This window comes from Pseudomonas sp. Irchel 3H9 (assembly GCF_900187495.1).
GTDB classification, from domain to species: Bacteria; Pseudomonadota; Gammaproteobacteria; order Pseudomonadales; family Pseudomonadaceae; genus Aquipseudomonas; species Aquipseudomonas sivasensis.
This window is the reverse complement of sequence record NZ_FYDK01000002.1, coordinates 919,782-938,601: the sequence shown is the minus strand read 5'-3', so window position 1 is coordinate 938,601 and position 18,820 is coordinate 919,782. Positions and strand designations below refer to the sequence as shown.

15 protein-coding genes are annotated in these 18,820 nt (G+C 59.4%); 13 read left to right on the top strand and 2 right to left on the bottom strand.

Annotation, left to right across the window (positions count from 1 at the left end):
• Positions 1–23 precede the first annotated feature (23 nt).
• The 3 genes from CKW32_RS10185 (at position 24) to CKW32_RS10175 (ending at position 2,192) form a co-directional block, all read left to right on the top strand.
• Positions 24–365: a cupin domain-containing protein gene (locus CKW32_RS10185; protein ID WP_032891477.1), complete on the top strand. Its 342-nt coding sequence runs from the start codon at positions 24–26 to the stop codon at positions 363–365.
• A 60-nt stretch (positions 366–425) separates the two neighbouring features.
• On the top strand, positions 426–1,505 hold the full coding sequence (locus CKW32_RS10180) for a polyamine ABC transporter substrate-binding protein (protein WP_095184806.1): 1,080 nt from the start codon (positions 426–428) through the stop codon (positions 1,503–1,505).
• A gap of 222 nt (positions 1,506–1,727) precedes the next feature.
• Positions 1,728–2,192: a M10 family metallopeptidase C-terminal domain-containing protein gene (locus tag CKW32_RS10175; RefSeq protein WP_095184805.1), complete on the top strand. Its 465-nt coding sequence runs from the start codon at positions 1,728–1,730 to the stop codon at positions 2,190–2,192.
• A 63-nt stretch (positions 2,193–2,255) separates the two neighbouring features.
• Here the strand turns inward: CKW32_RS10175 and CKW32_RS10170 are convergent, their stop codons facing one another.
• Positions 2,256–3,041: a LuxR C-terminal-related transcriptional regulator gene (locus CKW32_RS10170; RefSeq protein ID WP_032891481.1), complete on the bottom strand. Its 786-nt coding sequence runs from the start codon at positions 3,039–3,041 to the stop codon at positions 2,256–2,258.
• A 198-nt stretch (positions 3,042–3,239) separates the two neighbouring features.
• Between CKW32_RS10170 and CKW32_RS10165 the strand changes: the two genes are divergently transcribed.
• The 8 genes from CKW32_RS10165 to CKW32_RS10130 all read left to right on the top strand — a co-directional run bounded on the left by CKW32_RS10165 (position 3,240) and on the right by CKW32_RS10130 (position 13,892).
• Entirely contained in the window at positions 3,240–4,604 is a 1,365-nt protein-coding gene (locus tag CKW32_RS10165; RefSeq protein WP_095184804.1) for an APC family permease, read from the top strand.
• A 9-nt stretch (positions 4,605–4,613) separates the two neighbouring features.
• Positions 4,614–5,717, top strand: coding sequence for a P1 family peptidase (locus tag CKW32_RS10160; protein WP_095184803.1), 1,104 nt, complete (start codon positions 4,614–4,616; stop codon positions 5,715–5,717).
• 367 nt (positions 5,718–6,084) lie between these two features.
• The gene (locus tag CKW32_RS10155) at positions 6,085–7,518 is read left to right on the top strand and encodes a serralysin family metalloprotease (protein ID WP_032891484.1); all 1,434 of its coding nucleotides are present in this window, start codon (positions 6,085–6,087) and stop codon (positions 7,516–7,518) included.
• A gap of 49 nt (positions 7,519–7,567) precedes the next feature.
• Positions 7,568–7,936, top strand: a complete 369-nt coding sequence (locus CKW32_RS10150) for an AprI/Inh family metalloprotease inhibitor (protein WP_095184802.1) — start codon at positions 7,568–7,570, stop codon at positions 7,934–7,936.
• A gap of 101 nt (positions 7,937–8,037) precedes the next feature.
• Positions 8,038–9,789, top strand: a complete 1,752-nt coding sequence (locus tag CKW32_RS10145; protein ID WP_095184801.1) for a type I secretion system permease/ATPase — start codon at positions 8,038–8,040, stop codon at positions 9,787–9,789.
• Positions 9,786–11,087, top strand: a complete 1,302-nt coding sequence (locus CKW32_RS10140; RefSeq protein ID WP_095184800.1) for an HlyD family type I secretion periplasmic adaptor subunit — start codon at positions 9,786–9,788, stop codon at positions 11,085–11,087. The genes CKW32_RS10145 and CKW32_RS10140 overlap by 4 nt, the downstream gene beginning before the upstream one ends.
• A 2-nt stretch (positions 11,088–11,089) precedes the next feature.
• Positions 11,090–12,427, top strand: a complete 1,338-nt coding sequence (locus CKW32_RS10135) for a TolC family outer membrane protein (protein ID WP_095184799.1) — start codon at positions 11,090–11,092, stop codon at positions 12,425–12,427.
• A gap of 40 nt (positions 12,428–12,467) precedes the next feature.
• Positions 12,468–13,892 carry a lipase gene (locus CKW32_RS10130; protein ID WP_095184798.1) on the top strand — a complete coding sequence of 475 codons (1,425 nt, stop codon included), beginning with the start codon at positions 12,468–12,470 and terminating at the stop codon, positions 13,890–13,892.
• A 426-nt stretch (positions 13,893–14,318) separates the two neighbouring features.
• Here the strand turns inward: CKW32_RS10130 and CKW32_RS10125 are convergent, their stop codons facing one another.
• Positions 14,319–14,543 (bottom strand): YgdI/YgdR family lipoprotein, encoded by a 225-nt coding sequence (locus tag CKW32_RS10125; RefSeq protein WP_032888446.1) that lies wholly within the window; start codon positions 14,541–14,543, stop codon positions 14,319–14,321.
• A 187-nt stretch (positions 14,544–14,730) separates the two neighbouring features.
• Here CKW32_RS10125 and CKW32_RS10120 point away from each other — a divergent pair, with 187 nt between their 5' ends.
• Positions 14,731–16,380, top strand: a complete 1,650-nt coding sequence (locus CKW32_RS10120; protein WP_095184797.1) for a VRR-NUC domain-containing protein — start codon at positions 14,731–14,733, stop codon at positions 16,378–16,380.
• A complete protein-coding gene (locus CKW32_RS10115) occupies positions 16,377–18,632 on the top strand; it encodes an ATP-dependent DNA helicase (RefSeq protein ID WP_095184796.1) in 2,256 nt (751 codons plus the stop codon). Before CKW32_RS10120 ends, CKW32_RS10115 begins: the two co-directional genes overlap by 4 nt.
• Positions 18,633–18,820 lie beyond the last annotated feature (188 nt).

The window sequence follows — 18,820 nt, the reverse complement described above, 5'->3', positions numbered from 1 at the left end:
TTTCACTTACACGGGAAAAACCCATGAGCATCACGCACTTCAAAGACACGCTGAATGCCCACCTGCCGGACTCGTCACCCGTGGCCGTGCCCCTGGGCGAGCCGATTGCGGTGGCCTCGACCTTGAGCGTAGAGCGCAGCGACGGCGTCGAAACCGGCATCTGGGCATGCACGCCGGGTCGTTGGCGTCGCCAGATCAAATCCCAGGAGTTTTGTCACTTTATCCAGGGCCGCTGCACCTTCACCCCCGACAACGGTGAAATCGTCCACATACAAGCCGGCGACGCACTGATGTTGCCGGCCAACAGCACCGGGATCTGGGATATCCAGGAAACCGTTCGCAAGACCTACGTACTGATTCTGTAACGCTTTGATCCTTGATCGCCTGCCATAAAAACAGCCCTAAAACCGCCAGGAAATCGAACCATGAAAGCCATTGCCCTGTTGCCCTTGATGTTGGTGGCCTCTATCAGCCAGGCCGCCGAGACGGTGAAAATATACAACTGGTCCAGCTACATCGCGCCAGACACCACGAAGAACTTCCAGAAGCAGACCGGGATCGGTTTCAGCTACGACGTGTACGACAGCAACGAAACCCTCGACGGCAAGCTCATGACCGGCAACTCGGGTTACGACGTGGTGTTTCCGTCCAACCATTTCATGGCCCGGCAGATCCAGGGCGGCGCCCTCAAAAAGCTCGACAAGAGCCAGTTGCCCAACTGGAAAAACCTCAACCCGGTGCTGCTCAAAACTCTGGAAAACAACGATCCGGGTAATGCCCATGGCTTCCCGTACCTGTGGGGCAGCACCGGCATCGGCTACAACATCGACAAGGTCAAGGCCGTGCTGGGGGATAACGCCCCGGTGGACTCCTGGGACTTGATCTTCAAGCCCGAATACATGGAAAAACTCAGCAAGTGCGGCGTAGCCATCCTCGACAATGGCCCGGAGCTGTTGCCTATCGCCCTCAATTACCTGGGTTTGCCGCACCACAGCAAGAAGCCCGAAGACTACAAAAAGGCTGAGGCCTTGCTGATGAAAGTGCGGCCTTACGTGGCGTATTTCCATTCCTCGAAATACACCGGCGACCTGGCCAACGGCGACATCTGCGTGGCCGTCGGCTTCTCCGGCGATGTGCTGCAAGCCGAGAGTCGCGCCAAGGAAGCCAAGAACGGCGTGAAAATCGGTTACCAGATCCCCAAGGAAGGCGCCGCTATCTGGTTCGACATGGTGGCCATGCCTGCGGATGCCCCCGATGAAAAGGCCGGCTACGCGTTCATGAACTACCTGCTTGAGCCCCAAGTGATGGCGGACATTACTAACTCCGTGCATTACGCCAATGGCAACAGCGCGGCGGACAACCTGGTCGATCCTGAGATCAAGGCAGACACCAAGATCTACCCAAGCGAAGCCATGATGGGCAAGTTATTCGCGCTGGAATCAATGCCGCTGAATATCGACCGGATTCGCACGCGGGTGTGGAATACGATTCGTATGGGCCGCTGATCAAACGCTGTCGAGTACTGCAAAATATATTTGAAAGTGTTGCTGGTCTACGAAGCGTGGCCAGCAACGTTCAGTTGAATTCTTAGACTAAGGGATGTTTTGCTGTTTTCCGGAAACGACAGGAAAAACAGTTCGAGTTGGAAGGGAGGTATCAGTGTGAGAAGTTATCGTCCGCAATTCACGAAGCTTCTTTATTGATCATTACATGAAAAGGTACCTCATATGTCTTCAGTACAAAGTTTGCCAAATGGCGGAACGTGGACTCGTCCCGAAAACAGCCTTCCTGTATTGCGTGGCACAGACGCCCGTGAACGCCTGAACGCCAGGCCCGACGAGGCTTCGGTGCTTGTCGGTGGCGGTGGCAGTGACCAGTTGGTGGGCGCGCGAGGTGCGAATACCTTCAAGTACGAACACTTCACAGACTCTACGAGCAATGATCCGGATACTATTTTCAACTTCAATCCAAGGGAAGATAAAGTTGATTTGTCTGACATGGTAAAGAATAACAAGATAAAGATAATTCATATTCGGCCTCGCGCACCCACTGAAGTAGGCGATGTACAGTTAAAGCACAGCCCTTTTGGTTGGAGTACGCTGGATATGAAAGTCAATGCGCAGGGGCCTAACTTCTCCATCCGTATTGATAATGTAAAGTTGTTGGCCGATCACGTTAAATTCTTTAGTTAAATCCACTCACCGCAAAATGGTCAGGCAGCGTGTGCTGCCCGGCCGTTTTACGTCGATATCGCTCTACGGATTTTCCAGATCATGCCCCAGCGACTGGATAAATAACGAAAACAGCTCCGGCTGCGATGAGATATCCAGCTTTGCGTACAAATGCCGACGGTGCACTTTCACCGTGTCCGGCGAGATATTCAGGCGCTCAGCCATGGCCTTGGAGGAAAACCCGCGCAGCACCAGGCGGGCGATTTCCAGCTCTCGGTCCGACAGCACGCCACAGCCGAACTGGCTTAAGGCATCCCTGATCTGGCTGTCCATGGCCGGGGCGCGCTGGGTGCTTTGCTGCCAATGCTGCTGCATCAGCGGCAGTACCCAGGCCGCCATCATCGTCATCAGCCCAGTGTCTTCTGCACTGAACCGCCGCTGCATCCCCAACGACAGTGACAATGTCCCCATCCCCGGCAGTTGCAGGATCAATTGCACCTCGTCTTCCAGCACGTTGTCATGGAAGTAATTGAGGAAGTATTCACTCTGTCGGAAATGGTCCGGCGCCACTTCTTCCAGGCGGTATACACCGCTGGAGTACCCTTCGCGACACGCCTGGAAAAACGGATCGAGCAAATACAGGCCATTGAGGTACGTCAGCATCGACGCCGGTTTGCTGCTGGGCTGAGCGTCGTATTCCTCAAGGGCTTGGGGCGCGCCCTCCAACGGGTAGAAAATCGCCAACGCGTTATCGAAGGGCAGGCATTGGTGCAACAACAGCACCAACTGTTTCCAGAAACCCTGGGTACCGATGTGCGCGACGGTACGGCCCAAGCCAGCGTGCATGCCGACCTCACGGAACAGGCTCATATCACAGGCTCCCGCCAGCAAAAGATCGCTCAAGGGTTCGGCTTTTGCCGGGAACCGTCAAGGGGAGTACGCCAATAGGGGAATTGGCTGACAAGCTCCTGGGCGATAACGTCTTCATCATCCAACGGGAAACATATCCCGAAAAACATCATTTTTCGTTTCTGCCTCACACCAAGAACAACGACAGAGGATAACGATATGAGCACTTCCCCCACGCCCGACGGCGTGTTGAAACCTACCCTTAGCGTTTTCGATGTAGTGGCCATCACCGTTTCCGCAGTGACGCCGGCCAGTTCCGTGTTTGTGATCGCGCCCTTTGCCATCCAGCAGGCGGGCAGTGGTGTGTTCCTGGCGTTTGTGATGGCCGGCCTGCTCGCGCTGATGTTCGCGTTTTGTTATGCCGAACTGGGTCGCGCCCACAACAGTGCTGGTGGTGAATATGTGTACGCCAAGCGTGTGTTCGGTGGCATGGCTGGCTATGCGACCTTTCTCACAGTGCTGGTGATGTTGCTATTCATCCCGCCGGTATTGGCCACCGGGGCCGCGACCTATCTCAACAACGCTTTGGGTACGACGTTCGACTCGCAAACCGTCGCCCTGGTGATTGTGGTGTGCAGCTACGCCCTGGGCATTCTCAATATCAAGCTCAATGCCTGGATTACCGGCACCTGTTTGCTGCTGGAAGTGGCGGCGCTACTGGTGATCGTATTTATCGGGTTTGGTAACCCGGTGCAGCCGGCGAGTGTGTTGTTCCAGCCCCAGATCGTCGAAAACGGCGTGCTGCATCTCGCGCCGTGGGCCTTGGTGATCGGTGCAGTGGGCATAGGTTTGTTTTCCTACAATGGCTACGGCCCCGCAGTGCTGCTGGCCGAAGACATGAAGTGCGGCGGCAAAGGCGTGCACAAGGCCGTGTTGTGGTCCCTGGGCTTGGTGGTGGTGATCGAACTGGTACCGATCACCGCACTGCTGATCGGCGCGCCGTCCCTGAGCGCAATGATCAGCAGCCCAGACCCCATCGGCTACTTGCTCACCAGCCACGGCAATGAAACCTTGTCGCGCTTGGTCAGTGCCGGGATCTTCCTCTCTGTATTCAACGCGATTGTCGCCATCGTGATTCAGATCGGCCGCGTGGTATTCAGCAGCGGGCGCGATGCGCTGTGGACGCCGACCATCAACACGCTATTCACCCGCATTCACCCGCGCTGGGATTCGCCCTGGTTGGCGACGCTTTTCCTGGCGATCCCGTCGGCGCTGCTCAGCTTCAGTTCCAACCTGGCGGACCTCACCTCATTCAGCGTGTTGCTGATCATGCTGGTGTACCTGGTAGTGGCGTTGAGCGCGTTGATGAGCCGCGTGTTGCTGCGCGACCGCGAACACCCGTATCGCATGCCGCTGTGGCCGTTGCCGGCTCTGTTGGCTGTCATCGGTGCAGGTTACTTGCTGGGGACCTTGATCTATGCGGCGTCTGTGCGCGACATCATGATCATCCTCGGCTTGCTGGCCTTGTCGGTGATTTTCTATTGCATCAGCGGCCGGTCGAGTCCGGTCTTCCAGAAATTGTAAGGAGCGGTTATGCGCGCACGTCAATTGGGCATCACTTTGGGGCTGGGCACACCCGGTGAGTTGAATGCCATCACCGATGTACCGGGCGTGCGGGTGGGCCACAGTACCCTCAACACCCGTATCGACGGCAAGCAAGTGCGCACCGGTGTGACGGTGATCCAGCCGCGCGCCGGGGAAGCGCGCCAGCAACCCTGCTTCGCCGGCTACCACGTGCTCAATGGCAATGGCGATGCCACGGGCCTGGAGTGGATCAGTGAAGCAGGGCTGCTGACCACACCGCTGGCCATCACCAACACCCACAGCATCGGCATTGTGCGCGACACCTTGATCGCCCTGGAGCGCGAGCGCCTCGCGGACCCGGCGGTGTACTGGTGCATGCCGGTGGTGATGGAGACCTATGACGGCCTGCTCAACGATATCTGGGGCCAACATGTGCAACCCGAACATGTGCGCGAAGCCGTCGTCAACGCCGAAGCCGGTCCGGTACAAGAGGGCGCGGTAGGTGGCGGCACCGGAATGATCTGCCATGAGTTCAAGGGCGGTATCGGCACGGCGTCGCGGCGTTTGCCGGCGGAGCAGGGCGGTTGGACCGTCGGCGTGCTGGTCCAGGCCAACCATGGCAAGCGCCAGGAGCTGCGGGTGGATGGCTATCCGGTGGGACGCCGGTTGATGGACATCCCATCGCCCTTCGCCGAGCGCGGTACGCCGGGCATGGGCTCCATTGTGGTGATCCTGGCCACCGACGCGCCGTTGCTGCCGCATCAATGCCAGCGTCTGGCGCAACGCGCCTCCATCGGCATCGCCCGTACCGGCGGCGGCACCGAAGATTCCAGTGGCGATCTGTTCCTGGCTTTCGCCACCGGGAACCAGGACCTGCCTGCCGCGGATTACGGCCGCAAGGGCCTGCCGTTCAGCAGTGCGTTGCAGATGGTCAATAACGACCACATTTCGCCGCTGTTCAGCGCCGCAGCAGAGGCGGTGGAAGAGGCAATCATCAACGCCATTCTGGCGGGTGAAACCATGAACACCGACGATGGCGTGCAAGTTCCGGGTTTGATGGGCGAGACGCTGTTACAGGCGTTACACGATACGGGGTGGAGTGTGTCCCGGTAATGGGGGACAACGCCTATTATTAGTTGAAGTAATGGCTGTTTAATGTTGCCAATGACACCGTGGCAATATAGTGAATCCAATTATTAACTGTGCCGCTCAACTTGGGCGGCATTGGTGCTATTTAATATTTAAATACGTGCCCGCTGCTTTTTGTCGGACAAAACCAAGTTGCCCCAATAAACCCGGCACAAAAGTTTCACTAGTTGGCAGTTTGCTACTTTTTTGCGGCGGAAATAGATGTAGACGAAAGATTTCAAGTTGTGTCAGTTTTCTTACGCCTTCAAAAGAGGCGAGTGATAGGACGATCTCGCCCGCGGGGTTCCTATCGATCAAAGACTGATGCACTTGCAAACAAGGAAGTACGTTTATGTCCAAAGTAAAAGACAAGGCTATCGTGTCGGCGGCGCAAGCCAGCACCGCTTACTCGCAAATCGATAGCTTCAGCCATCTGTATGACCGTGGCGGCAACCTCACGATCAACGGCAAACCGTCCTACACCGTCGACCAGGCCGCCACCCAGCTGCTGCGCGACGGCGCCGCGTACCGGGACTTTGACGGCAACGGCAAGATCGACCTGACCTACACCTTCCTGACCTCGGCGTCGTCGAGCACCATGAACAAACATGGCATCTCGGGCTTCAGCCAGTTCAACGCCCAGCAGAAAGCACAGGCCGCACTGGCCATGCAATCCTGGTCTGACGTGGCCAACGTCACCTTCACCGAGAAAGCCACCGGCGGTGACGGCCACATGACATTCGGCAACTACAGCAGCGGCCAGGATGGCGCAGCGGCCTTCGCCTACCTGCCCGGCACCGGTGCAGGCTACGACGGCACCTCGTGGTACCTGACCAACAACAGCTACACGCCTAACAAGACTCCGGACCTGAACAACTACGGCCGGCAGACCCTGACCCACGAAATCGGCCACACCCTCGGCCTGGCTCACCCTGGCGACTACAACGCAGGCGAAGGCGCGCCGACTTACAAAGACGCGACCTATGGACAGGACACGCGCGGCTACAGCCTCATGAGTTACTGGAGCGAGAGCAACACCAACCAGAACTTCAGCAAAGGCGGCGTCGAGGCCTACGCTTCCGGCCCGCTGATCGACGACATCGCAGCAATCCAGAAGCTATACGGCGCCAACTACAACACACGCGCCGGCGACACCACCTACGGCTTCAATTCCAACACCGGGCGTGATTTCCTCAGCGCTACCTCCAACGCCGACAAGCTGGTGTTCTCGGTGTGGGACGGTGGCGGAAACGACACCCTGGACTTCTCCGGTTTCACTCAGAACCAGAAGATCAACCTCAATGAAGCCTCGTTCTCCGACGTAGGCGGCCTGGTGGGCAACGTGTCCATCGCCAAGGGCGTGACGGTCGAAAACGCCTTCGGTGGTGCGGGTAATGACCTGATCATCGGCAACAACGCCGCCAACATTATCAAGGGTGGGGCCGGCAACGACCTGATCTACGGTGCTGGCGGTGCGGACCAACTGTGGGGCGGCGCCGGCAATGACACCTTTGTGTTCGGTGCCAGTTCCGACTCCAAGCCTGGGGCGGCGGACAAGATCTTTGACTTCACCTCGGGTTCGGACAAGATCGACCTCAGCGGCATCACCAAAGGTGCTGGCCTGACCTTCGTCAACGCGTTCACCGGGCATGCCGGCGACGCGGTATTGACCTACGCAGCCGGTACCAATCTGGGTACGTTGGCCGTCGACTTCTCCGGGCACGGCGTGGCGGATTTCCTCGTCACCACCGTAGGCCAGGCAGCCGTCAGCGACATCGTGGCGTGATACAAAGGCGCGGCGTTTCGGCGTCGCGCCTCCAGGATGGAGCGTGAAGATGCAGCGTTTTTTCAACTTTATCGCCTGCGTATTGCAGGTGATGTTCGTGTCGGCAGGAGCCCACGCAATGGCGAGCAGTCTTGTTTTACCTTCCAGCGCTCAATTGGCCGGGCATTGGCAACTGCACCAGCAGGATCAGGTGTGCGCCCTCGACCTGCTCGAACAGGCCAACGCGTTGAGCGGTGATGTGGCCTGTGCCGCCCAATGGCTGGGCGACACCCCTCTGACCTGGTCGCCCACTCCGGACGGTATCTGGCTATTCAATGCCGAAGGCAGCGGCATCACTCATTTGAATCGCCAGAAAGAAGGGGAGTATCAAGCCCGGACCCAGGCGGGCGTCGTGGTTGAATTAAAACGAATGCCTTAGTTATCGCTATAACTTTATAACTCGATTTTATTAGTTGGCCGGCCTTTATCAGGGTTCGGGCAACTTATGCGCGAAATTTGGCTCAAGGAAGATCAGAACATATGGCCAAGCCCTTTGCGGTAGCGCCCTTATTCAAGGCGCTGGGTGAATACAAGAGCATCTTGATCAGCGTTGGCTGCTTCACGGCATTAATTAACCTGCTGATGCTGGTGCCGTCGATTTACATGTTGCAAGTGTACGACCGCGTGCTGTCCTCCCAGAACGAAACTACCCTGGTGATGTTGACGCTGATGGTCGTGGGCTTCTTTGCGTTTATTGGCACCCTGGAAGTGATCCGTAGTTTCATCGTGATCCGTATCGGCAGTCAGTTGGAACGGCGTTTCAACTTACGCGTGTACAAGGCCGCATTCGAACGCAATCTGCAACGCGGCCAGGGGCACGCCGGGCAATCCCTGGGCGACCTGACCCATATCCGCCAATTCATCACGGGGCCGGCGCTGTTCGCGTTTTTTGATGCGCCGTGGTTTCCGATCTACCTGTTTGTGATTTTCCTGTTCAACGTCTGGCTTGGGGTGCTGGCCACCGCCGGTGCTGTGCTGTTGATCGGCCTCGCGTGCCTCAACGAATACCTGACGAAGAAGCCATTGGGTGAGGCCAGTGGTTTCTCCCAACAGTCGACGCAACTGGCGACCAGCCATTTGCACAACGCCGAAACCATCCAGGCCATGGGCATGCTCGGCGCGCTGCGCAAGCGCTGGTTTGCGGTGCATGCGCAGTTCCTCGGCCTGCAGAACAAGGCCAGTGACACGGGTTCGGTGATCACCTCGTTGAGCAAATCCTTGCGGCTATGCCTGCAGTCACTGGTACTCGGCCTGGGCGCATTGCTGGTGATCCGGGGCGATATGACGGCAGGCATGATGATCGCCGGTTCGATCCTGATGGGCCGTGTGCTCAGCCCCATCGACCAGTTGATTGCGGTGTGGAAGCAATGGAGTTCGGCCAAGCTGGCCTACCAGCGGCTGGACGAATTACTGCGCGAGTTCCCTCCGGAAGTGGAGCAGATGAAACTGCCCGCACCCAAGGGCCAAGTCAGCTTCGAGCAGGTCAGTGCCGGCCCGCCGGGTAAGCGCGTGGCGACGTTGCATCAAGTCAGCTTCGCCTTGGGAGCGGGCGAAGTGCTTGGCGTGCTCGGTGCCTCGGGCTCCGGAAAATCCACCCTGGCCCGTGTGCTGGTGGGCGTGTGGCCGACCCTGGCCGGCACCGTGCGCCTGGATGGCGCGGACATACACCGCTGGGACCGCGACGACCTCGGCCCGCACATTGGCTATCTGCCCCAGGACATCGAACTGTTCAGCGGCAGCATCGCCGACAACATTGCGCGCTTTCGCGAGGCGGACCCTGAGCTTGTGGTCAAGGCCGCACAACAAGCCGGCGTGCATGAACTGATCCTGCGCCTGCCCCAAGGCTACGACACGGTGCTGGGGGATAACGGCGGCGGCCTGTCCGGCGGCCAGAAGCAGCGCGTGGCCCTGGCCCGTGCGCTGTATGGCGGGCCACGGTTGATTGTGCTGGATGAACCCAACTCCAATCTCGACACCGTGGGCGAAGCGGCCTTGGCCAGTGCCATCGTGCAGATGAAAGCCCAGGGCAGCAGCGTGGTGCTGGTCACTCACAGGTCTTCTGCGTTGGCCCAGGCCGACAAGTTGCTGGTGCTCAACGAAGGCCGTTTGCAGGCGTTCGGGCCAAGCCAGGACGTGCTTAGGGCGTTGTCCGGCCAGCAGGAAGCGCCGAAGGACAAACCGGGTGTGAGTTTCAGTCGTCAGTATCAAGCCGGAAGGAATCCAGGCGCATGAGCAGCATCACTTTCGAACAACGCGACGCGGGTTTTTTCGCCCGCATGGGCTGGCTGCTGACAGTGGTCGGTGCCGGTGGTTTCTTCCTGTGGGCCAGCCTCGCGCCGCTGGATCAAGGGATTCCCGTGCAAGGCACGGTGGTGGTGTCCGGCAAGCGCAAGGCTGTGCAAACCCTCAGCCCCGGCGTGGTCAGCCGTATTCTGGTGCGTGAAGGCGAGCTGGTGAAACAAGGCCAGCCGTTGTTCCGTCTCGACCAGACCCAGAACCAGGCCGACGTGCAATCGCTGCAAGCCCAGTACCGCATGGCCTGGGCCAGTGTGGCGCGTTGGCAGAGCGAGCGCGACAATCAATCCTCCATCACCTTTCCCGCCGAGCTGAGCAGCAATCCCGAGCCGGCCTTGGCCTTGGTGCTCGAAGGCCAGCGTCAGCTGTTCAGCAGCCGCCGCGAGGCCTTCGCCCGCGAGCAAGCCGGCATTCGCGCGAATATCGACGGCGCCACCGCGCAACTCGGCGGCATGCGTCGTGCCCGCAGCGACTTGACCGCCCAGGCCCAATCCCTGCGTGATCAACTGAGCAACCTGCAACCCTTGGCCGACAACGGCTACATCCCGCGCAATCGGCTGATGGAGTACCAGCGCCAATTGTCCCAAGTGCAACAAGACCTGGCGCAAAACACCGGGGAAAGCGGCCGGGTAGAGCAGGGCATCGTCGAGTCGCGTCTCAAGTTGCAGCAGCACAGCGAGGAGTATCAGAAGGAAGTGCGCAGCCAATTGGCCGACGCGCAACTGCGCAGCCTGACCCTGGAGCAACAACTGACCTCTGCCGGGTTCGACCTGCAACACAGCGAAATCAACGCGCCGGCCGACGGCATCGCGGTCAACCTCAGCGTACACACCGAAGGCGCTGTGGTGCGTGCCGGTGAAACCCTGCTGGAGATCGTGCCCCAAGGCACACGTCTGGAGGTGGAAGGGCATCTACCGGTGCATCTGGTGGACAAAGTCGGCACGCACTTGCCGGTGGATATTCTCTTCACCGCGTTCAACCAGAGCCGTACGCCGCGCGTGCCGGGGGAGGTCAGCCTGATTTCTGCCGACCAAATGCTTGATGAGAAAACCGGTGCGCCCTATTACGTGCTGCGTACCACGGTGAGCGAGGCAGCGTTGGAAAAACTCCAGGGTCTGGTGATCAAGCCGGGGATGCCCGCCGAGATGTTCGTGCGTACGGGCGAGCGCTCGCTGCTCAATTACCTGTTCAAACCGCTGCTGGATCGCGCCGGCTCAGCGTTGACCGAGGAATGAACATGAAACCTGTGTTTATTGCCTTGTTGGTCTGCTGCGCCAGTGCCCAGGCTGCCATGGGTCCGTTTGATGTCTACGAGCAAGCCTTGCGCAACGACCCAGTGTTTCTTGGCGCGATCAAGGAGCGCGACGCCGGCCTGGAAAACCGCACCATCGGCCGTGCTGGCTTGCTGCCCAAGCTGTCGTACAACTACAACAAGGGCCGCAACAACTCTCAGGCCACCTTGCCCGACGGGCGCGGCGGCAATTATCACGACGACCGCAACTACAACAGCTACGGTTCCACCTTCAGCCTGCAACAACCGCTGTTTGACTACGAGGCTTATGCCAACTACCGCAAAGGCGTGGCCCAGGCGTTGTTTGCCGACGAAAGTTTTCGTGACAAGAGCCAGGCGCTGCTGGTGCGGGTGTTGACCTACTACACCCAAGCGCTGTTCGCCCAGGACCAGATCGACATCGCCCGAGCCAAGAAAAAGGCCTTCGAGCAGCAGTTTCAGCAGAACCAGCATCTATTCCAGCAGGGTGAGGGCACCCGTACCGACATTCTCGAAGCCGAGTCGCGCTACGAGCTGGCCACCGCCGAAGAGATCGAAGCGCTGGACGAACAAGACGCGTCGTTAAGGGAATTGGGCGCCTTGATCGGCGTGCAGAGCGTCAACATCCACGACTTGGCGCCGCTGAACCAGGATTTCGCCGCATTCGCCCTGAGCCCGGCCAATTACGACACTTGGCATGAACTGGCAATCAGTAATAACCCTACCCTCGCGTCTCAACGCCAGGCCCTGGAGGTTGCGCGCTACGAAGTGGAGCGCAATCGCGCCGGGCATCTGCCCAAGGTCACGGCGTACGCGAGTTCACGCCAGCAGGAGTCCGACAGCGGCAACACCTACAACCAGCGCTATGACACCAACACCATAGGCGTGGAAGTCAGCCTGCCGCTGTACGCGGGTGGCGGCATATCGGCCTCTACTCGCCAGGCCAGTCGCGCCATGGAGCAGGCAGAGTACGAGCTGGAGGGCAAGACCCGGGAAACCCTGATCGAACTGCGTCGGCAGTTCAGTGCCTGTTTGTCGGGCGTGAGCAAGCTGCGTGCGTACCATAAGGCGCTGGCGTCGGCCGAGGCGCTGGTGGTGTCGACCAAGCAGAGCATCCTCGGTGGTGAACGGGTCAATCTCGATGCATTGAATGCCGAACAGCAGCTGTACAGCACCCGACGCGACCTCGCCCAGGCTCGCTACGACTATTTGATGGCCTGGACCAAATTGCATTACTACGCCGGCAACTTGCGCGACACCGATCTGGCCAAGGTGGACGAAGCGTTCGGGCCCGCACAGCGTTAACCAGCTTTCTCGACAACTCCAACAAAAGAGAGGCAGTACCATGGGTGTATTCGACTATAAAAACCTGGGCGCCGAAGGCTCCAAAGCGTTGTTCGCCGATGCCATGGCGATCACGCTGTACACCTACCACAACCTGGATAACGGCTTTGCCGTGGGTTATCAGCACAACGGTCTGGGCTTTGGCTTGCCGGCTACCCTGGTCGGCGCGCTGTTGGGCAGCAGTGATTCCCAGGGCGTGATCCCCGGCATTCCCTGGAACCCCGACTCGGAAAAAGCCGCCCTGGAGGCCGTGCAACAAGCCGGCTGGACACCTATCAGCGCCAGCGCCCTGGGCTATACCGGCAAGGTCGACGCCAGGGGCACCTTCTTTGGCGAAAAACCGGGCTACACCACGGCCCAGGTCGAAGTGCTCGGCAAGTACGATGACGCCGGCAAACTGCTGGAAATCGGCATCGGTTTTCGTGGTACTTCAGGCCCACGGGAAAGCCTGATCAGCGACTCCATCGGCGATCTGGTCAGCGATCTGCTCGCGGCCCTGGGGCCCAAGGATTACGCGAAAAACTACGCCGGCGAAGCCTTCGGCGGTTTGCTCAAGAACATCGCCGACTACGCCAGTGCCCACGGCCTCAGCGGCCACGACGTGGTAGTCAGCGGCCACAGCCTGGGCGGCCTGGCGGTGAACAGCATGGCTGACTTGAGCAACGGCAAATGGGCGGGCTTCTTCAAGGACGCCAACTATGTGGCCTACGCCTCGCCGACCCAGAGCAGCGGCGACAAGGTGCTCAATGTCGGCTATGAAAACGATCCGGTTTTCCGTGCGCTGGACGGCTCATCCGTCAACTGGTCGTCGTTGGGCGTGCATGACAAGCCCCATGAATCGACCACCGACAATATCGTCAGCTTCAACGACCATTACGCCTCGACGCTGTGGAATGTGCTGCCGTTTTCCATCACCAACCTGCCGACCTGGATCTCCCATTTGCCCACCGGATATGGCGACGGCATGACGCGTGTTCTGGAGTCCGGGTTCTATGAGGTGATGACTCGCGACTCGACGATTATTGTCGCCAACCTGTCGGACCCTGCGCGGGCCAACACGTGGGTGCAGGACCTCAATCGCAACGCCGAGCCCCACAAAGGCGACACCTTCATCATTGGCAGCGCTGGCAATGACTTGATCCAGGGCGGCAAGGGCGCGGACTTTATCGAGGCCGGCAAGGGTAACGACACGATCCGTGACAGCAGCGGGCACAACACGTTTTTATTCAGCGGGCAGTTTGGCCAGGACCGGATTATTGGTTATCAGCCAACGGACAAATTGGTGTTTACGGACGTGCAGAGCAGTGGCGATTATCGTGATCACGCCAAGGTGGTGGGCGGAGATACCGTGATCAGTTTTGGCGGGGATTCAGTGACGCTGGTGGGAGTGGTTGGGTTGTCGGGGGAGGGGATTGTCATCAGTTAAAACGGTGGGAGGGGGTTTGCTCCCGATAGCGGTGGTTCAGTCAATGGAGATGTTGACTGGAAGATCGCCATCGGGAGCAAGCCCCCTCCCACATTTGGGCAGTGTTGGCAGCGGAGAATCAGTCTTCCTTGCGCATGAGTGGGCAGCGGACGCTATTGGCCAAATTGGAACGCGGTCAACCCTGTGGGAGGGGGCTTGCCCCGATGGCGTTGGCTCAGTCAATGGAGATGTTGACTGGAAGATCGCCATCGGGGGCAAGCCCCCTCCCACAATTGATCAATGTTGGCAGCGGAGAATCAGTCTTCCTTGCGCATCAGTGGGCAGCGGACGCTATTGGTCAAATTGGAACGCGGTCAACCCTGTGGGAGGGGGCTTGCCCCCGATGGCGGTGGCTCAGTCAATAAAGATATCGACTGAAGAACCACTTCACTTTTCCTTGCGCACCGTCGCCACATCGGCGGCTTTCACACGAACGCGTTTGCCAGCGATGTCGGTGAACTCATAAAAGCCATCGGCGGTCTTGGCGTTTGGGGTGTCTTTGGTCAAATACTGCGTGCCATTTTGCAGTGTCACTACGGTTTGCGTCGCGCAACCGGCCAATACCAGAAATGTGAGTGCAACCAGTGGAAGACCCAAATTCTTCATGTTCATAACCCTTACCTTAACCCTGAAAAGTCCCGCAGCGTGCGGCTGCGGGCCGCAAATGTTACGCCATCGACTCCACCATCTGATCACTTTTATACAAAAAGTTGCGTGAGCCATTTATCTATTACCGATTGCAACAGAGCATCGGGATCGGCACTCTGTATGCATAACCAGTATCTGACTCGCTTGCGCCATGACCAACCCCCTCGACGACCCGCTCTATTACCTGCACAACTTCCGCCAGGTCCTGCAATGGCTGGGGCAGCGCTATGCCGATCTGCTGGACCCTGACGAACAGCATTTCATTCAGCAATTCGACAGCTTGCCGCAGCCGTCCCAGGCGTTGTTGGTGCGCATGGTAATGCGCAAGGGCGTGCACTTTCGCGCGGGGAAACTCAGCTATCAGGAGGTCGGTTGTACCCACGCGGCTGCAACGCCTTTGCGGCAATTGGGTTGGGTTGACGATCAATGCCTGTTGGCCTTTGAAGAGGTGTTCGCCTTGCTGCAAAAAGGCGAAATCCTCAGCACGTTCAAGCCGTGGATCGACCAACCCAAAGGCAAGAAGGCCGACTGGCTTGAGGGGCTGGCAGCGCAGTTCAGCGAAACCCGCAGCTTTGCCCAGTGGTGCCCGCAGCTTGCCGAACCGCTGTACAGCCTCACCGTGATGGGCCTGTGTGATCGGCTGCGCTTGATGTTCTTCGGCAATCTGCACCAGGACTGGTCGGAATTCGTGCTGGCGGACCTCGGCATCTACACCTACGAAAAAGTGGCGTTCTGCGCTGAATCCCGGGGTTTGCGCAGCCGTGACGACGTGCACGGCGTGCTGTTCCTGCACCAATGCCAGCACGCGTTTGAAACCGGCACCGCGCTGCACGACGTGCTGGCGCAGGTGGCCACGCTGACGACCGACAACCCCTGGCTGGAAAAACGCCGGGCCAAGCTGCTGTTCCAGATGGGGCAGTATTGTGAGCGCAGCGGCGAGTTGGCCTTGGCCGAGCAAATCTACCGTACCTGCGCCTACCCCGGCGCCCGTGCGCGATTGATCCGCGTGCTGGAGCGCCAGGAGGACTACGCCCAGGCCTTGGTTCTGGCGAGTGCCGCGCAACAGGCACCGGAAAGTGCCGCCGAACAGCAACACCTGCTGCGCGTCATGCCGCGCCTGCGTCGCAAGCTGGGTGAGCCCAAACTGCCCAGGCTCAGACCACGGGAAGTCATGCGCCTGGACCTGGAACTGGCACTGCCGGAACCCTTGATGTCGGTGGAGTACTGCGTCCAGGCTCATTTGAGCGCGCCCGATGCACCGGTGCATTACGTGGAAAACGGCCTGATCAATTCGCTGTTCGGGTTGCTGTGCTGGGACGCGATCTTCGCACCGCTGCCGGGAGCGTTTTTCCACCCGTTCCAGCGTGGCCCGGCCGACTTGCACAGCGAAGACTTCCACCAGCGCCGCGCCCCATTGTTCGCCGCGTGTTTCGAGCAACTGCAGGATGATCGGTACAAGGCCCTCATTCGCCAGCGCTACGCCGCCAAGTGGGGCATCCAATCGCCCTTCGTATTCTGGAATCTGCTCAGTGAAGACCTGTTAGAGCAGGCCCTGGAATGCTTGCCCGCCGAACACCTGCGCTACTGGTTTGAACGCCTGCTCCTGGACATCCGCGCCAACCGCGCGGGCATGCCGGACCTGATCCAGTTCTGGCCTGCGCAAAAGTCCTACCGCATGATCGAAGTCAAAGGTCCGGGCGACCGTCTGCAGGACAACCAACTGCGCTGGCTGGAGTTCTGTGGCGAGAACCAGATGCCGGTCACCGTCTGCTACGTGCGCTGGGCGGAGCAACCGGCTTGAGCTACAACGTGGCCGTGCGCGCATTGTGTGAGTTCACGGCCAAGGTCGGCGACCTGGACCTGCGCTTTACCCCGTCGCCCAGCGCCCAGGAAGGTATCGTGGGCCACCGCACAGTCGCGTCGCGCCGCAGTGCGCACTACCAAAACGAAGTAGCACTGGAAGGCGAGTACCAACAACTCAAGGTACGGGGCAGGGCAGACGGCTACGACCCCGATGCCAATCGCCTGGAAGAAGTCAAAACCTACCGCGGCGACCTTGATGCCCAGCCCGCCAACCACCGGCAATTGCACTGGGCCCAGGTCAAGGTGTACGGCTGGCTGATGTGCCAGAAGCTAGGGTTGACGGAAATCGACCTGGCGCTGGTGTACTTCGATATCGTCGGCGAGGGCGAGACCCTGCTCAATCAACGCTTCCACGCGCCTGATCTGGAGAGGTTCTTCAACCAGCAATGCACGCTGTTCCTCGGCTGGGCTCAACAGGAAATGCAGCACCGCGAAGCGCGTAACACCGCCGCGCAAGCCTTGAGTTTCCCCCATGCTGACTTTCGCCCCGGCCAACGCACGTTAGCCGAGACGGTATACAAAGCCGCCAGCACCGGGCGCTGCCTGATGGCCCAGGCGCCCACTGGCATCGGCAAGACCATCGGCACGATCTTCCCGCTGCTCAAGGCCTTTGCGCCGCAGCAACTGGACAAGGTGTACTTCCTCACCGCCAAGACCCCGGGCCGCAAACTTGCCCTCGACGCATCGCAGGTGCTGTTCACCAGCAGCCCCGGCTTGCAACTGCGTGTGCTCGAATTGGTGGCGCGGGACAAAGCCTGCGAACACCTGGACAAAGCCTGCCATGGCGACTCATGCCCCTTGGCCAAGGGGTTCTACGACCGTTTGCCCGCCGCGCGCATTGCCGCCTCCAAGGTAAGCCTGCTCGACCAGCGCAACCTGCGCGCGGTCGCCCTGGCCCATGACGTATGCCCTTATTACCTCAGCCAGGAAATGGCACGCTGGGCCGACTTGATCGTCGCCGACTACAACTACTATTTCGACTTCGGCGCCATGCTCTTCGGCCTGGCCCAACTCAACCAATGGCGTGTCGCGGTGCTGGTGGACGAAGCCCATAACCTGGTAGAGCGCGCACGCTCCATGTACAGCGCAAGCCTCGACCAGTACAGCCTCAAGGGCCTGCGCGACACAGCGCCCGAGCCCCTGAAGAAACCCTTGCAGCGCCTCAATCGCGAATGGAATGCCCTTCACAAAGACCAGCTCGCGCCGTACCAGGCCTACGCCGCGCGTCCGGAAAAGCTGCTCCAGGCCTTGAGTCTGTGCACCAGCGCCCTGGGCGATTACTTCAACGACCACCCCGAAGCCCTCAGCGGTGACCTGCAAGCTTTCTACTTTGAAGCGCTGCAATTTGCCAAAGTCGCCGAGCTGTTCAATGAACACTTCATCTTCGATATCCACAAACGTCAGCTCGGCGGCAAACGCAGCAGTTCCACCCTGTGCCTGCGCAACGTGGTGCCCGCCGAATTCATCCGCCCCCGGCTCACCGCCGCCCGCAGCAGCGTGCTGTTTTCGGCGACCCTTAGCCCTCGGCACTATTACGCCGACCTGCTCGGCCTGCCGACGGACACTGCCTGGATCGATGTGGAATCACCGTTCAAGGCCGAGCAATTGCAGGTGCGGATTATCGATGAAATTTCTACCCGCTATGTGCATCGCCACGCCTCGCTGGCCCCCATTGTCGAGCTGATAGCCCGCCAGTTCGGACAGCAACCGGGTAACTACCTGGCGTTTTTTTCAAGCTTCGATTACCTGCAGCAGGTGGCTCAACTGCTCGCCGAACGACACCCGCACATCACCCTGTGGCAGCAATCGCGGGGTATGGCCGAAACCGAGCGACAGGCGTTTCTCGACCAGTTCACCGAACACAGCCAGGGGATCGGCTTTGCCGTACTCGGTGGTGCGTTCGGAGAAGGCATCGACTTACCCGGTGCACGCTTGATCGGCGCGTTTATCGCCACCCTGGGGCTGCCGCAACTCAACCCGGTGAACGAGCAGATGAAGCTGCGGATGGCCGCGATTTTTGGCGCGGGGTACGACTACACGTACCTGTATCCCGGTATTCAAAAGGTGGTGCAGGCGGCGGGCAGGGTGATCCGCAGCCAGCACGATCGGGGAGTGGTGATGTTGATGGATGATCGGTTTGGGGAAGGGCGGGTGCGTCAGTTGTTGCCGAAATGGTGGGTAGTCGGCTGATGGTTAGACCCGGCGTATGGTTGGCGCCAAGCATAGTAAGGAGCGCTCACAACTACGTGCTCATTCAGAATTAACAGGTGCTGATAGCGAGCGCACTGTTCAATCATCGGGTCATTACCACCCGTCGCGACCTGTTAGTTCTGACAGTAGGCAACCCAGGGTTTGAAGCGTTTGATGCAGGTAAGCCT

Bases quoted from the DNA above. Each gene is read 5' to 3' on its own strand.
- CKW32_RS10185 (WP_032891477.1), top strand. From the start codon at position 24: ATGAGCATCACGCACTTCAAAGACACGCTGAATGCCCACCTGCCGGAC.
- CKW32_RS10180 (WP_095184806.1), top strand. From the start codon at position 426: ATGAAAGCCATTGCCCTGTTGCCCTTGATGTTGGTGGCCTCTATCAGC.
- CKW32_RS10175 (WP_095184805.1), top strand. From the start codon at position 1,728: ATGTCTTCAGTACAAAGTTTGCCAAATGGCGGAACGTGGACTCGTCCC.
- CKW32_RS10170 (WP_032891481.1), bottom strand. From the start codon at position 3,041: ATGAGCCTGTTCCGTGAGGTCGGCATGCACGCTGGCTTGGGCCGTACC.
- CKW32_RS10165 (WP_095184804.1), top strand. From the start codon at position 3,240: ATGAGCACTTCCCCCACGCCCGACGGCGTGTTGAAACCTACCCTTAGC.
- CKW32_RS10160 (WP_095184803.1), top strand. From the start codon at position 4,614: ATGCGCGCACGTCAATTGGGCATCACTTTGGGGCTGGGCACACCCGGT.
- CKW32_RS10155 (WP_032891484.1), top strand. From the start codon at position 6,085: ATGTCCAAAGTAAAAGACAAGGCTATCGTGTCGGCGGCGCAAGCCAGC.
- CKW32_RS10150 (WP_095184802.1), top strand. From the start codon at position 7,568: ATGCAGCGTTTTTTCAACTTTATCGCCTGCGTATTGCAGGTGATGTTC.
- CKW32_RS10145 (WP_095184801.1), top strand. From the start codon at position 8,038: ATGGCCAAGCCCTTTGCGGTAGCGCCCTTATTCAAGGCGCTGGGTGAA.
- CKW32_RS10140 (WP_095184800.1), top strand. From the start codon at position 9,786: ATGAGCAGCATCACTTTCGAACAACGCGACGCGGGTTTTTTCGCCCGC.
- CKW32_RS10135 (WP_095184799.1), top strand. From the start codon at position 11,090: ATGAAACCTGTGTTTATTGCCTTGTTGGTCTGCTGCGCCAGTGCCCAG.
- CKW32_RS10130 (WP_095184798.1), top strand. From the start codon at position 12,468: ATGGGTGTATTCGACTATAAAAACCTGGGCGCCGAAGGCTCCAAAGCG.
- CKW32_RS10125 (WP_032888446.1), bottom strand. From the start codon at position 14,543: ATGAACATGAAGAATTTGGGTCTTCCACTGGTTGCACTCACATTTCTG.
- CKW32_RS10120 (WP_095184797.1), top strand. From the start codon at position 14,731: ATGACCAACCCCCTCGACGACCCGCTCTATTACCTGCACAACTTCCGC.